Origin of the sequence: Nostoc sp. (genome assembly GCF_036917575.1) — a bacterium.
Lineage (GTDB): Bacteria > Cyanobacteriota > Cyanobacteriia > Cyanobacteriales > Nostocaceae > Nostoc.
The window spans coordinates 115,801-130,038 of the sequence record NZ_JBALDC010000076.1 but is presented as its reverse complement, the minus strand read 5'-3'; the positions used below and the strand labels follow the sequence as shown (position 1 = coordinate 130,038).

The 14,238-nt window shown below is 42.2% G+C and carries 14 protein-coding genes; 12 read left to right on the top strand and 2 right to left on the bottom strand.

The genetic code is table 11. From position 1 onward, the window contains the following. Positions 1-207 precede the first annotated feature (207 nt). The 3 genes from V7K79_RS23415 to V7K79_RS23405 all read left to right on the top strand — a co-directional run bounded on the left by V7K79_RS23415 (position 208) and on the right by V7K79_RS23405 (position 3,807). Positions 208-1,665 carry a BsuBI/PstI family type II restriction endonuclease gene (locus V7K79_RS23415; protein WP_335050896.1) on the top strand — a complete coding sequence of 486 codons (1,458 nt, stop codon included), beginning with the start codon at positions 208-210 and terminating at the stop codon, positions 1,663-1,665. A gap of 205 nt (positions 1,666-1,870) precedes the next feature. Beyond that, entirely contained in the window at positions 1,871-2,926 is a 1,056-nt protein-coding gene (locus tag V7K79_RS23410; RefSeq protein ID WP_335050893.1) for a glutathione S-transferase family protein, read from the top strand. Beyond that, on the top strand, positions 2,923-3,807 hold the full coding sequence (locus V7K79_RS23405) for an aspartoacylase (RefSeq protein ID WP_335050890.1): 885 nt from the start codon (positions 2,923-2,925) through the stop codon (positions 3,805-3,807). Before V7K79_RS23410 ends, V7K79_RS23405 begins: the two co-directional genes overlap by 4 nt. 212 nt (positions 3,808-4,019) lie before the next feature. Here the strand turns inward: V7K79_RS23405 and V7K79_RS23400 are convergent, their stop codons facing one another. After that, positions 4,020-4,178 carry a hypothetical protein gene (locus tag V7K79_RS23400; protein WP_335050888.1) on the bottom strand — a complete coding sequence of 53 codons (159 nt, stop codon included), beginning with the start codon at positions 4,176-4,178 and terminating at the stop codon, positions 4,020-4,022. Positions 4,179-4,336: 158 nt separating this feature from the next. Here V7K79_RS23400 and V7K79_RS23395 point away from each other — a divergent pair, with 158 nt between their 5' ends. Next, a complete protein-coding gene (locus V7K79_RS23395; RefSeq protein WP_335050886.1) occupies positions 4,337-5,677 on the top strand; it encodes a PQQ-dependent sugar dehydrogenase in 1,341 nt (446 codons plus the stop codon). 247 nt (positions 5,678-5,924) lie between these two features. Here the strand turns inward: V7K79_RS23395 and V7K79_RS23390 are convergent, their stop codons facing one another. Beyond that, entirely contained in the window at positions 5,925-6,890 is a 966-nt protein-coding gene (locus tag V7K79_RS23390) for an NAD(P)-dependent alcohol dehydrogenase (protein WP_335050884.1), read from the bottom strand. A gap of 1,054 nt (positions 6,891-7,944) precedes the next feature. Here V7K79_RS23390 and V7K79_RS23385 point away from each other — a divergent pair. From V7K79_RS23385 to nifH, 8 genes are all read left to right on the top strand, one after another. Continuing rightward, complete coding sequence (locus V7K79_RS23385) at positions 7,945-8,139, top strand: hypothetical protein (RefSeq protein WP_335050882.1); 195 nt, start codon at positions 7,945-7,947, stop codon at positions 8,137-8,139. Then, complete coding sequence (gene nifB / locus V7K79_RS23380) at positions 8,123-9,568, top strand: nitrogenase cofactor biosynthesis protein NifB (protein ID WP_335050880.1); 1,446 nt, start codon at positions 8,123-8,125, stop codon at positions 9,566-9,568. The genes V7K79_RS23385 and nifB overlap by 17 nt, the downstream gene beginning before the upstream one ends. 128 nt (positions 9,569-9,696) lie before the next feature. Beyond that, positions 9,697-10,053, top strand: a complete 357-nt coding sequence (locus V7K79_RS23375; protein ID WP_335050878.1) for a 4Fe-4S binding protein — start codon at positions 9,697-9,699, stop codon at positions 10,051-10,053. Between the two features lie 95 nt (positions 10,054-10,148). Further along, positions 10,149-11,357, top strand: a complete 1,209-nt coding sequence (gene nifS, locus V7K79_RS23370; RefSeq protein WP_335050876.1) for a cysteine desulfurase NifS — start codon at positions 10,149-10,151, stop codon at positions 11,355-11,357. 99 nt (positions 11,358-11,456) lie between these two features. Next, a complete protein-coding gene (gene nifU, locus V7K79_RS23365) occupies positions 11,457-12,356 on the top strand; it encodes a Fe-S cluster assembly protein NifU (protein WP_335050874.1) in 900 nt (299 codons plus the stop codon). A gap of 257 nt (positions 12,357-12,613) precedes the next feature. Beyond that, complete coding sequence (locus tag V7K79_RS23360; RefSeq protein ID WP_335050872.1) at positions 12,614-12,970, top strand: globin domain-containing protein; 357 nt, start codon at positions 12,614-12,616, stop codon at positions 12,968-12,970. 123 nt (positions 12,971-13,093) lie between these two features. After that, positions 13,094-13,249 (top strand): hypothetical protein, encoded by a 156-nt coding sequence (locus V7K79_RS23355; RefSeq protein ID WP_335050870.1) that lies wholly within the window; start codon positions 13,094-13,096, stop codon positions 13,247-13,249. Between the two features lie 57 nt (positions 13,250-13,306). After that, positions 13,307-14,200: a nitrogenase iron protein gene (gene nifH / locus V7K79_RS23350; RefSeq protein ID WP_335050869.1), complete on the top strand. Its 894-nt coding sequence runs from the start codon at positions 13,307-13,309 to the stop codon at positions 14,198-14,200. Positions 14,201-14,238 lie beyond the last annotated feature (38 nt).

Genomic DNA, 14,238 nt, shown 5'->3' with positions numbered 1-14,238 from the left:
GCTAAATGAAGGAGGTCTTGTTATTAAATGGGAGCGTAAGATTAAAAACAAAGGTAATGCTGTTTATTAAATTTAGCTGCGTAGCAGCTTAGCTGTACATTAAAAGACATAGAATTAACTGTATCAACAGGACGTGTTGTAGATTTTCGTGCTAAAGAATATCTGTGTTTAGTACCAGACAAAAATACTGTTCCCTTGATTTATCCATTGAATTTTTCAGGAGGATATGTTGAGTATCCCAAGATAACCAAAAAACACCAAGCTTTGATATATGTAGAACAAACTCTATCTCTTTTAATACCAAATGAACATTATGTTTTGACTAAAAGATTCTCCTCAAAAGAGGAAACAAAACGAGTTGTTGCCGTTGTATATGATGCCAACCAAATTAATTGTTCTTGGGTCGGTTTTGAAAATCACCTGAATTATTTTCACGAGAATGGAAAAGGACTTAATCTTACCTTAGCACGTGGTCTTGCTGCTTATCTTAACTCTAGCCTTGTTGATGCATTTTTCCGGTTGTTTAATGGGCATACTCAGGTTAATGCAACCGATTTACGAAATTTAAAATATCCGACAATAGCGCAGCTAATGACCGTAGGGCTATACATTACTGAGCATTTTCCATCACAGAAAGAAATTGATGAACTTGTGCAAAAAGAGTTACTGAGTATGAGCAATCAGTCTGAAAACAACCCCTTAATAATCAAAACCCGTATTGATGAAGCATCGCAAATACTAATTGAACTTGGACTTCCACGGGCACAATTTAATGATCGTTCAGCCTTAACCCTACTGGCTCTACTTAACTTAAAGCCAACAGATCCTTGGGAAACTGCTGCATTTCCATTAATGGGAATTACGCCAATGATGAAATTTATGGCACAGCACTATGGCAAAATATATGAACCTAATTCGCGGGAAGGTGTTCACCGCCAAACTATCCATCAATTCTTAGAGGCAGCTTTAATAATTGCGAATCCAGATGATCCGGGTCGTCCTACTACCAGCCCAAAAACTGTGTATCAAATTGAAGAAACTACGCTTGAACTCTTACGTACTTATGGAACCACTGAATGGAAAAAGAGCCTTGATACTTACCTTGCCTCAGTTGAAACTTTGAAGAAACGATATGCTCAGGAGCGGGAACTATCACGTATCCCTATTGTGATTGAAGGAAAGTTAAAAACTCTATCGCCAGGTGGTCAGAATATTCTAATTGAAAAGATTATTAATGAATTTGCAGAACGTTTTACACCTGGAGGAAAACTAATTTATGTTGGTGATACAGATGAAAAGTTCGCGCATTTTAATAAAGTGGCATTGAAGGATTTAGGCGTTACTATCGATTCTCACGGAAAAATGCCTGATGTGATTATCCATCATCTAAAAAATGATTGGCTAGTTTTAATTGAAGCTGTAACTTCTCATGGCCCAATTAACCCTAAACGCAAGAAAGAACTTGAAGTTATCTTTGCTCATATAAAAATTCCTGTTGTAATGGTAACAAGCTTTTTAAGTCGGAAAGCGATGGTAGAGTATTTGGCTGAAATTGCTTGGGAAACCGATGTTTGGGTTGCGGAAGATTCTACTCATCTCATTCACTTCAATGGAGAATATTTATTACAGGCTTACAAAATGGATAGAGATTCTGAAACGGAATAAACTATTTTTAATTTTTGATAATCTGGGCAAAAAGAAGCGTTGAGGCGATATCAGTATCGACAATATAGATCCAACAGTTCAGGCAAAGCGTAGTAAAGTTAAAGTAAGAAATCTCAAGGTGCGTGTAGGTATGGAAACCTACTGACTATAAACTTAACAGCATATTAGTGCTAACTTTAATCGCTCCTAAAGCAAAATTGTCGCCATGACTAACTCAACTCCAATGGATGACGATAAAAATCTCCCCAAGAAGAAAGGCAAGTCGCTTCCTCCCAAGCTGATTATCTGGCTAGGAAAGTTTATCTGGACAACTATGTGGCAGATAATGATGTCAAATCTTGCTCCTCGCAATCAGTCAGGAGCATATATTCGTCCTAATAGCCAGTTTCGCAAGTTCATCGGCACAGAATCAGGGAATCCACACCCACCAGCAGCTGGGCGCTACAAACTCTATGTTGGGCTGGGCTGTCCTTGGGCACATCGAACCTTGGTTGTGCGATCGCTCAAAAAACTCGAAGCGGTAATATCAGTATGTGTCGTCTCTCCTTCTCCCATTGAAGGCGGTTGGATATTTAACCAAGAAGAAGAAGGTTGTCGTACACTGGCTGAATTTTATCAGAAGGCAGAACCCGGTTATAGTGGACGCTCTACAGTACCAGTATTATGGGATAACCAAACAAAAACTATCGTCAATAATGAGAGTTCAGAGATTATCGTCATGCTGAACTCGGAGTTTAAGGAGTTCGCCAACAATCCGACGCTAAATCTTTACCCAGAAGAACTTAAAGAGAAAATTGACTGGTGGAATGAAAAGATTTATCACGCAGTAAATAACGGTGTGTATCGCTGCGGCTTTGCCCAAACTCAAGAAGCATATAATCAAGCCTGTAATGAACTGTTTGCAACTCTCGATGAAATTGAACTTGCATTACAGACTAATCGTTATCTCTGCGGCGAACATCTCACACTTGCAGATGTACGTTTATTCACCACATTATTTCGGTTTGATAGTGCCTACTATGGGCTGTTTAAATGCAATCGGCAGCGAATTCGAGACTATGAGAATCTCGGAGCTTATTTACGTGACTTGTATCAGCTTCCAGGTGTGGCTGATACTTGCGACGTAGAAAGTGTGAAGCGGGACTATTATGGAAACCTATTTCCACTTAATCCCGGCGGAATTATCCCCAATGGGCCTGATATGTCCTATCTTAATCAACCACACGATCGCGATCGCATCGGCAAGGGAAATGCTTCATGAATCAGATTAATCGGGTTGCAATTGTCGGTGGAACTCATGGCAATGAGTTTACAGGAGCCTACCTAATCCAGAAATTTGCCCAGTTTCCCGATTTAATTACTAGACCGAGTTTTCAGACAGTCACTCTGTTAGCAAATCCCAATGCTTTTGCCGCCGGGAGACGATATTTAGAAAAAGATTTAAATCGCTGTTTTCTCAAGCAAGATTTACAAGATCCAACTCTGAATAGTTACGAAGAATTGCAGGCTAAATTAATTCAGGATACCATAGCATCAAATGGGGATAAACAAGCAGATTTCATTTTAGACTTGCACAGCAGTACAGCTAATATGGGTCTGACAATTATTCTTGATAACAGTCATCCCTTCAACTTAAAATTAGCTGCTTATCTGAGCCAGCTTAATCCTTTAGTTAGGGTTTATCGCTGCTCTTTTAAATCAATTGCAGAAAACCCATTTGTAAATTCTCTGTGCGAATTAGGCTTTGCGTTCGAGGTTGGCCCAATTGCCCAAGGACTCTTAAAAGCGACGCTGTTCCAGCAAACAGAGGAACTTGTTTGTGCGCTTATAGACTACCTAGAACAGTTTAAGCAGGGTAAAATTCCATCAAATAGTGAAACTTTGATTCTCTATGACCATTTATCAGTTGTGGACTACCCAAAAAAAACCGATGGTACAATCTTTGGAATGATTCATCCAGAGCTTCAGGATAAAGATTATCAAGCATTGAACCCAGGAGATCCAATTTTTATAACTTTTGACTATAAAACAATTGTTTATGAAGGTACATCTACTGTTTGGCCAATATTTATTAATGAGGCAGCTTACTACGAAAAGGGAATTGCCATGTGTTTAACCCAGAGGCAGCAAATCAACATCTAAGATATGAAAAAAATTTTTGGATAATTGCTTTTAATTGGAAGTGAGTATCCTGTTTTGATTGGGTTTGAGCCATTTTATAAAGTTTAAGTTGATTTTCTTTTAATCCAATCAGGTAGTCATTACCACTATTGATGATTAGCAATACAGTTTTTTTGACAGTGTAAAACATCAAGGATAAAAACAATTTGTTGACTATAAAACTCGGAGATTAATTATTGTACAATCGCTACTTCAATATTTTTTTTGTTTGACCAAGAAGTAACGCTGTAAAGACCCTCTGCACAATGCTTTCTGGGCTGGATAGCTTGAGGAATCTTTTGGTTTGTAGATGCGATCGCTTTGTCTGTGTTTATAACTCTTGGTTCACCCATTTTTTGATGAGTTAGAAAAAATAGCAGTAGATAAAGATATTTTAAGTGTTAAAAAAAAATAATATCTCTGAGTTAGCTTTGTTCAAACTCTTGGTCAAGCCGACTAGCTGAGAGTTACGTGTAATATAGATCACTACCAGGCTAGAGGGAAATTCAAAATGGTTGCATTTGCTCTAAAACCAACACAGATGCTCAAACGCATACTATGCGCATCACTACTTAGTTTAATGTCCTTAGAGGTTCTGACGATCGCAGCGATCGGCCAACCGCCCCCTGCGTCTGTTGAAACCAAGCTGAAAGTGCCTGGTACAATGACCTTTTGGCCGTTTAATATTAACCGTTACTTGAAAGTGCCGCCCAATTTCTCCATTTCAGTTTATGCTCGCATTGACAAAGCTCGCTTTATGGCAGTTGCTCCCAATGGGGATCTTCTAGTATCACAGCCCAGCTCAGGTAAAGTGTTAATTGTCCGGCCAAATGGCAGCAAAGACCCAATTATTTCTGACTTCGTGACGGGTTTACGCAAACCACACGACATTGTGTTTCATAAGATTGACAACACCACATACATTTATATCTCTGAGACTCATCAAATTAACCGCTTCATCTACAACACTGGAGACTTAATTGCCAAAAATCGTCAAATCGTTGTAACTGGCTTACCAGACAAAAGCACACAGGAACTCAAAGGCGCTTATGGTCACGAACTGAAAAATATCGCACTTGATGCCAACCACAAACTGTACGTGTCGATTGCTTCTACATGTAATGCCTGTAAGGGAGATACTGTTAGTACTCCAAAACGCGGTGCAATTTACCAGTACAACGCTAATGGAACGAATCAGCGACTTTTTGCCCAAGGTTTACGTAATGCTGAAGGGTTAGCATTCTTACCTGGCACAAATGACCTTTGGGTAGTCGTTAATAATCGAGATGATATCGCCTATCCCTTCAAAGATAGCAATAACAATTACGGTAAGGTTATCCCCTCCTACGTAGACAACCACCCACCAGAGGAGTTCACGAAAGTCCGAGATGGCGGTAACTACGGTTGGCCATTCTGCAATCCCAATCCTGACACGTCAAACAACCTCAACAATATGCCATTTAACTGGGACTATCAGTTCAATGGTGATGGAAAGGTTAGTTGTAGTGCAATGGACAGGATTAGCAAAGGTATCCAAGCCCATTCGGCTCCCTTGGGACTAACATTCTTACAAAATACCAACTTTCCCAGTCTATACTCAAATGGGGTAGTGACAGGACTGCATGGTTCATGGAATCGGCAGCAGAAAACGGGCTATAAAATAGCTTACTTTCCTTGGAACAGTACGACAAAGACCCCAGAGGACGAGATAGATTTAGTCACTGGTTGGGTAGTTCCAGCAACGCAAGAAACCTGGGGGCGACCCGTGGATATGGTAGTAGACCAACAAGGTAATTTGTTAATTTCGGATGACTACAGCGGCACTATCTATAAGCTCTCCTACACGCCATAGTCACATAGGTTAGGACTGTGTTGAGCGCTCAAAACCCAGATATAGCAGGAGGCAGGAGGCAGAAGGCAGATCGCTTTTAGCGTCTCCCCTTGGGAGAAGGCAGGAGGTAAAACATTACTGTTTCTAACATCCAGGCTTTCAAGATGTCCTAACCTTTAATTCGCTTGCTATAAAACTGGGTTTTTACTCAGCACGGGCTAAACGCCCCGCTGACGCTAACAGCACTTTGCTATACCTGTTTGGAAAGTCAATTAGAAACTGCGATGTCTACGACGGGCTGCGCCAACGCAATTTTCCCCACTGCACGCCCAGTTTCACTATACCTATGAGCTGCTGCTAGTTCTTGCAAGGGATATGTGCGATCAATTACCACACGAATTTTACCAGCTTCAATTAATTCTTTAAGAAAAAGCAAGTCTTTAACGTTAGGTTTCTCAAAGAGAAATCTCGCTTTCTGACCGGGAAGCAACGCTGTTAAGACGCTTTCTAACAAGACTTCAGGACTGGGTAATGTGGTGATATAAACTCCGTTGGGTTTGAGGACTTTTTTGGTTTGAGAGAGCGATCGCTTACCCACTGCATCAAAAATAATGTCATACTGCGCTGTATCTGCGGTAAAATCTTGTTGCGTATAATCAATCACGCGCTCTGCTCCTAAAGATTTTACTAAATCCAAGTTTTTGGTACTGCAAACTCCCGTAACCTGTGCGCCTAAAGCCTTAGTAATTTGGATTGCAAAAGTCCCTACACCACCCGCAGCACCATTAATTAAAACATTTTGTCCTGTTTGAATATTTCCTTGATCTCGCAGCGCTTGCAGAGCTGTGAGTGCTGCTAAAGGCACAGCAGCAGCTTCTTCATAAGATAGATTCGTTGGTTTAAGCACCGCCAAGTTTTCTGGGATGGCTGCAAACTCCGCGTAACCTCCTCCAGGGAAGCTAGTACTGCCATAGATAGCATCTCCTACTTTAAAACGGGTGATACCAGAACCAACTGCTACGACATCTCCGGCCACATCAAGCCCCAGAATCTTCGGAAATTTGCTGCCGGCAATCAAACTTAACATCCCTTTGCGAATTTTCCAATCAATGGGATTAACGCTACTAGCACGAACTTTCACAAGTAACTGCGTTGGCTCAATTTTTGGCTGCTGCACCTCTTCGTATTGCAACACATTAGCCGCGCCATATCGACGGATAAGGACTGCTTTCATTACATTCCTCCTGCTACCCTATTTTGCTGAATTAACTCAGACAGCCTGTTTTTCCTGATAAATCTAGTGTAGCGATGTCTACGATGGTCACTGACTTGTAGTGAGCGCAGTCGAGGTAATTTTGCTGTACCAATATCGCCTTTGGCTTTCATCCACCGGAGTTAAGACCTTACACTGGCGATGTAGTTGCTTAAGATGCGATCGCTCTTTAAATCGTATGTCAGAAAGGAAATTTTTTTGCTAAGGTTTGTAGTGAGCAATTCAGAAAATTCATTGCGATCGCTCAATCATGTTAAATTATAGTTTGTTGTTTCTCTTAAACACAAAATCTGAGAGTTTCTTACCCATGTCCTCATTGGGGAAATCAAAAAAAGGTGTTGAAAGTTAAACTTTTTGAAAAATATGTGCAACAATACATCTGTTTCTATTAGCTCATGCGGCTTACCAGATAAGGCTTAAAGGCATAATTGAACATTATTCTCAAAGGAAAATTAAATAAATATAAAGTGCATTTTTACCCTGAAAAAAATGATATGTTAGATACAGAATTGAATTTCGCTTTTTTTCTGGAGTAAAAAGATATAGACTACTCCAGTTTTTCACCCTCAAACCCTTGGCATTCATTGCTTGTGATGGAATTAGAGGGCAATCTGAGTACACATTTAAATAACCCAAACCCAGTTTTAAGTTAGATAAAGTCCTTGCTGGGGTTGGGTTGTGGCTGAGTACAAATAAATCCTGAACCCCTGTCTAGAAACACTAGAACCCCAACTAAAAAATACTAGAACCCCTACCCGGAAAAAAATTTTTTAATTCTTGTAATCCTTGAAGAATTAGGATTTTTATTATTTGAGTACAAGCGTAATAAATCCAATAAATTCTATCCTAGATAGACGCGCTGTCTGTCTAGGAGACGGCTGCTATAAATCTTATATCGCCAATTACTTAACGCTCCAAAACAAAGCGAAGAGTAAGTGGAGGGATGACATAGCACCATGCCTGAAGTGAATAGAAGTCGCGGCTTAGGGCACAAATTCTACCCAAGAACCGAACATTGACACACACCAGCCGAACATCAAAAGATTCATCGCCTGCTTTACTTGAAAACAAGTCACCCGAACCCAAGGGTTTGCAGGCAGTGTGGAAGACGCGACTTCAATTCCAAGGCATAGAGAGTAGCAACAGCATCTCCCACAGTGGCAGCCAAGTCCACCGACCTTTTGCGAAACTCAATGACATCATCGTCTAAACGACTCCTTAACTCTCCCACCACGGAATCGCCAACCCAAGCAAAATCAGGTGGTTGCGGCTGCGACAGCACCAGCAGCGCCACCGTGGAAAGGGATGAAACGCTCGAAGAACGCATTGCTAAACATCCCTGCTACAGCGAAGACGCTCATCACCACTACGCCCGGATGCACGTTGCAGTTGCTCCCGCTTGCAACATTCAATGCAACTATTGCAACCGTAAATATGATTGCGCTAACGAAAGCCGTCCTGGAGTAGTTAGCGAATTGCTAACACCAGAACAAGCAGCACACAAAGCTTTGGTCATTGGCGGCAAAATTCCTCAAATGACAGTTGTGGGAATTGCCGGCCCTGGCGACCCTCTGGCAAACCCAGATAAGACTTTCCGCACATTTGAGTTGATTGCAGAGCAAGCACCAGATATTAAGCTGTGCTTATCAACCAATGGTTTGATGTTGCCCGATTACGTCGATCGCATCAAAGAATTAAATATAGATCACGTTACGATCACCATTAACATGGTAGATCCAGAGATCGGTGCTAAGATTTATCCTTGGGTTCACTACAAACGCAAGCGTTACAGAGGTCTGGAAGGCGCAAAAATTCTCCACGAAAGACAGATGGAAGGATTGCAAGCCCTCAAAGATGCTGACATCTTGTGCAAAGTCAACTCTGTAATGATTCCCGGAATTAATGACCAGCACTTAGTTGAAGTAAATCGAGTCATTCGGGAAAAAGGTGCATTCTTGCACAACATCATGCCATTAATTTCTGCACCAGAACATGGCACACACTTCGGTTTAATCGGTCAACGCGGTCCCACACCCAAAGAACTCAAAGAAGTTCAAGACAATTGCTCCGGTAACATGAAAATGATGCGTCACTGTCGCCAGTGCCGTGCCGATGCAGTCGGATTATTGGGAGAAGACCGCAGCCAAGAATTTTCCAAAGAGAAATTCTTGGAAATGGCTCCAGAATATGACATGGAGAAACGCCAAGAAGTTCACGACGGTATTGAGAAGTTTAAAGAAGAACTTAAAGTAGCCAAAGACAAGGCGTTAACCAAAAAGAAAGTTGCCAATAGTCCTAAAATCCTAGTTGCAGTAGCAACCAAAGGCGGCGGATTGGTCAACCAACACTTCGGTCATGCTAAAGAATTCCAAATTTACGAAGTGGATGGAAACGAAGCTCACTTTGTCGGTCATCGCAAAATTGACCAATACTGCCAAGGTGGATACGGCGAGGAAGCTTCTTTTGAGCATATAATGAAAGCGATCGCAGATTGCAAAGCAGTTTTAGTCTCCAAGATTGGTAACAGTCCTCAAGAAAAATTGCAAGAAGCTGGAATACAGAGTGTTGAAGCTTACGACGTGATTGAGAAGGTTGCTTTGGAGTTTTACGAGCAATACGTTAAGGAATTAGGAAATTAGGGAATAGGGACTGGGGACTGGGAATTAAAGAAGAATTTCCCAATACCCAGTACCCAGTACCCAGTACCCAGTACCCAGTACCCAATCCCTAATGCCCAACGCCCCTTATTTAAAAAGGAGAATAAATCATGGCTTACAAAATTCTTACTAGCCAGTGTATTTCCTGCAATCTCTGTCTATCTGTATGTCCCACAAATGCAGTTAAAGTGATTGATGGACAGCACTGGATTGACGCTGAACTTTGTACAAACTGCGTTGGTAGCATTCATACCGTGCCTCAGTGTAAAGCTGGTTGTCCTACCTGCGACGGTTGCGTTAAACAGCCTAGCGATTACTGGGAAGGCTGGTTTGCCAATTACAACCGCGTAGTTTCTAAATTAACAAATAAACAAGATTACTGGGAACGTTGGTTTGACCGTTATAGCCAGACATACTCACAACAGTTGCAAAAGCGTCAACCCCAATCAATCAAAGCAGAAGTTTAAGTAATTCGTAATTTGTAATGACGCTCTTTCGTCGCTAAAGCTTTTCTACGAGACGCACTCGCGTTCGCTAACGTAATTCGTAATTGAAAACAACAATGCAAAATAACTGCATCTATCTCGATAATAATGCCACCACTAAGGTAGACTCAGAAGTTATAGAGGTAATGTTGCCTTACCTCACAGACTATTACGGCAATCCCTCCAGTATGCATACCTTTGGTGGGCAAGTCGGTAAAGCAGTAAGAACAGCAAGAGAACAACTTGCAGCCATGCTGGGAGCCGATGAGTCAGAAATTGTTTACACAAGTTCTGGGACTGAGGGAGATAACGCGGCGATTCGAGCCGCACTGTTAAGCCAACCAGAAAAGCGACACATCATCACCACCCAAGTTGAACATCCAGCAGTACTCAATGTCTGCAAACAATTAGAAACCCAAGGTTACACTGTTACCTATCTATCAGTAAATCATCAAGGGCAGTTGGATCTAGATGAACTAGAAGCTTCCTTGACGGGTAACACCGCCTTGGTGACAATTATGTATGCTAATAATGAAACCGGCACGGTTTTCCCGATTGAGCAAATTGGGTTGCGCGTAAAAGAATATGGCGCTATCTTCCATGTAGATGCAGTGCAAGCTGTGGGAAAAATCCCCTTAAATATGAAGACTAGCACAGTGGATATGTTAACTCTGTCTGGTCACAAGCTGCACGGTCCTAAAGGAATTGGTGCTTTATATATTCGGCGTGGGGTTCGGTTCCGTCCCTTTATTCTTGGGGGACACCAAGAACGCGGACGTAGAGCGGGAACAGAGAATGTTCCAGCAATTATCGCTTTGGGCAAAGCTGCCCAACTAGAACTGTTACACTTAGAAGAAGCGACCACAAGACAAAGAAGGCTGCGCGATCGCCTCGAACAATCTTTACTTGCGAAAATTCCCGATTGTGTAGTCAATGGTGACGTTACGCAGAGATTGCCAAACACCACAAATATCGGCTTCAAGTACATCGAAGGTGAAGCAATTCTACTGTTATTGAACAAATACGGTATCTGTGCATCATCCGGTTCTGCTTGCACCTCTGGTTCTCTGGAACCCTCTCACGTCCTGCGGGCTATGGGCTTACCATACACAACTTTGCACGGTTCTATCCGCTTCAGTCTTTGTCGCTACACCACTGAAGCCGAAATCGATCAAGTGATAGAGGTAATGCCTAATATTATAGAACGTTTGCGCGCCCTCTCACCCTTCAAAAATGATAATGCAGGTTGGCTGCAAGGACAAGAACAAGCACTGGCGCATCGCTAGAGACTAGGGACTGGGGACTGGGGATTAAGTAAGAATTTTCCCAATACCCAATACCCAATACCCAATCTAAAATCCAAAATCTAAAATCTAAAATTCATTATGTGGGACTACACCGATAAAGTATTAGAACTGTTTTACGATCCCAAGAATCAGGGAGAAATTGAAGAAACCAGCGAAGCTGGAGTTAAGGTTGCAACGGGAGAAATCGGTAGCATTGCTTGCGGTGATGCTCTAAGATTGCACCTGAAAGTAGAAGTGGAATCTGATAAGATTCTTGATGCTCGCTTTCAAACCTTCGGCTGTACTAGTGCGATCGCATCTTCTAGTGCATTAACCGAAATGGTCAAAGGTTTAACCTTAGATGAAGCCCTAAAAGTGTCCAATAAAGACATTGCAGATTACCTGGGTGGTTTACCAGAAGCAAAGATGCACTGCTCTGTCATGGGACAAGAAGCGCTAGAAGCCGCTATCTACAATTATCGTGGCATTCCTTTAGCTACCCATGATGATGATGATGAAGGCGCGTTAGTTTGCAGTTGCTTTGGGATCAGCGAGTCCAAAATTCGCCGCGTCGTTCTAGAAAATAATCTCACTGGTGCCGAAGAGGTAACAAATTATGTGAAAGCTGGTGGTGGATGCGGTTCCTGTTTGGCAAACATTGATGATATAATTAAATCAGTTCAACAGGAATACGCCTCACCTGCTCTTAACAATTACGGCGTACAAGTTGCCACAGAAATTGTTACGTCCAAAGAGCGATCGCTAACTAACGTCCAAAAGATTGCTCTAATTCAAAAGGTTCTCGATGAAGAAGTCAGACCCGTACTCATCGCTGACGGGGGAGATGTAGAACTCTATGATGTAGAAGGCGATCGCGTTAAAGTTGTACTGCAAGGTGCTTGCGGTTCCTGTTCTAGTAGTACAGCAACTCTAAAAATTGCGATCGAAGCCAGATTACAAGATCGTGTCAGCAAGAGCCTTGTAGTCGAAGCAGTTTAGGAATTGCTGTAGGACTTAACGTACTCTGCAAATACGCCCTAATATGCATTCAGGCAGGAACAAAAAGTAGGATTTGAATTGAATCATTGTCTCCACTCAATGTTTCATACCAATTCTTTCTTAATTACGAATTAAAAATTACGAATTACGAATTGGTATCAGTCCTACCAGTATTACGGCTAACAGCATATAGGCTTCATACATTAAGCGCCTAAAAAGCAAATTTCATCATCCAACTCGCTTCAAAGGAACAGGATATGAGTACATTGTACGACAAACTTGGTGGACAACCAGCTATTGAACAAATAGTAGATGAACTCCACAAACGCATTGCCACAGACAGCCTCCTCAATCCCATTTTTGCTGGTACAGATATGGCGAAGCAACGTAATCATCTAGTTGCTTTCTTATCTCAAATATTTGAAGGGCCAAAGCAATACGCCGGTCGTCCAATGGACAAAACCCACGCCGGAATGAATTTACAGCAACAACACTTTGATGAGATCGCCAAGCTTTTAAGTGAATCAATGGCTGTGCGTGGAGAGTCGCCAGAAGACACCCAAGCTGCACTAGAGCGCGTCTCAAATTTCAAGGCCGCTATTTTGAACAAGTAATAGGACTGATGCATTGATTGTTGACAAATAACAAAGTCAAGTCCTATTTGGTCTTTCCAGCTAAAGCACATTATGACGTATTTGTAATATTGCGTAAGCTCTTAGTCATTAGTTATTTGACTAATGACTAAGGACAAAAAGAAAAGAAATTTAACCAAGAAATATATGTACTTGCTTTCAATCATTTTAGCTGTGGAGCGATCGCCCCCAGCAGGCATTTATGCCAACGCTACCAACGATGCTCTACACGCGCTCACTACTGTCGCTCAACTGGCGTGAACGCAACTGACAAACGCGCATACCCACCAACCAACCAATTGCAGGGAAATACGAATCATGACTGAAGAAAAGATTAGACAGATAGCTTTCTACGGTAAGGGCGGTATCGGTAAATCTACCACTTCCCAAAACACCTTGGCAGCTATGGCAGAAATGGGTCAACGCATCCTCATCGTCGGTTGCGACCCTAAAGCTGACTCCACCCGTTTGATGCTGCACAGCAAAGCTCAAACCACCGTTCTTCACCTCGCCGCAGAACGTGGTGCAGTAGAAGATATCGAACTCGAAGAAGTGATGCTGACCGGTTTCCGTGACGTTCTTTGCGTAGAATCTGGTGGTCCAGAACCCGGTGTAGGTTGTGCAGGTCGTGGTATCATCACCGCCATCAACTTCTTAGAAGAAAACGGTGCTTACCAAAACTTAGACTTCGTATCTTACGACGTATTAGGTGACGTTGTGTGCGGTGGTTTCGCAATGCCTATCCGCGAAGGTAAGGCACAAGAAATCTACATCGTTACATCAGGTGAAATGATGGCGATGTATGCTGCTAACAACATCGCTCGTGGTGTTCTTAAGTATGCTCACACTGGTGGCGTGCGTTTGGGTGGTTTGATTTGTAACAGCCGTAACACTGACCGGGAAATCGACTTGATCGAAACCTTGGCAAAACGGTTGAACACCCAAATGATTCACTACGTACCCCGTGACAACATCGTTCAACACGCAGAATTGCGCCGGATGACTGTTAACGAGTACGCACCAGAAAGCAACCAAGCTAACGAATACCGGACATTGGCTACAAAGATCATTGACAACAAGAATCTAGCTATTCCTACACCCATCGAAATGGAAGAACTAGAAGAATTGTTGATTGAATTCGGTATCCTCGAAAGCGACGAAAATACCGCAATGCTAGTTGGCAAGAGTGCTGCTGAAGCTCCTGTAGTATAAATCGCTGCTAAGAAATAATGCTTTAGCACAAGGAAAAA

Excerpts from the sequence above, each read along its gene's own strand:
- V7K79_RS23400 (WP_335050888.1), bottom strand. The coding sequence starts at position 4,178 with ATGGGTGAACCAAGAGTTATAAACACAGACAAAGCGATCGCATCTACA.
- V7K79_RS23360 (WP_335050872.1), top strand. The coding sequence starts at position 12,614 with ATGAGTACATTGTACGACAAACTTGGTGGACAACCAGCTATTGAACAA.
- V7K79_RS23355 (WP_335050870.1), top strand. The coding sequence starts at position 13,094 with ATGACTAAGGACAAAAAGAAAAGAAATTTAACCAAGAAATATATGTAC.
- V7K79_RS23410 (WP_335050893.1), top strand. The coding sequence starts at position 1,871 with ATGACTAACTCAACTCCAATGGATGACGATAAAAATCTCCCCAAGAAG.
- nifS (WP_335050876.1), top strand. The coding sequence starts at position 10,149 with ATGCAAAATAACTGCATCTATCTCGATAATAATGCCACCACTAAGGTA.
- nifU (WP_335050874.1), top strand. The coding sequence starts at position 11,457 with ATGTGGGACTACACCGATAAAGTATTAGAACTGTTTTACGATCCCAAG.
- V7K79_RS23390 (WP_335050884.1), bottom strand. The coding sequence starts at position 6,890 with ATGAAAGCAGTCCTTATCCGTCGATATGGCGCGGCTAATGTGTTGCAA.
- V7K79_RS23375 (WP_335050878.1), top strand. The coding sequence starts at position 9,697 with ATGGCTTACAAAATTCTTACTAGCCAGTGTATTTCCTGCAATCTCTGT.
- V7K79_RS23405 (WP_335050890.1), top strand. The coding sequence starts at position 2,923 with ATGAATCAGATTAATCGGGTTGCAATTGTCGGTGGAACTCATGGCAAT.
- V7K79_RS23395 (WP_335050886.1), top strand. The coding sequence starts at position 4,337 with ATGGTTGCATTTGCTCTAAAACCAACACAGATGCTCAAACGCATACTA.
- nifB (WP_335050880.1), top strand. The coding sequence starts at position 8,123 with ATGACATCATCGTCTAAACGACTCCTTAACTCTCCCACCACGGAATCG.
- nifH (WP_335050869.1), top strand. The coding sequence starts at position 13,307 with ATGACTGAAGAAAAGATTAGACAGATAGCTTTCTACGGTAAGGGCGGT.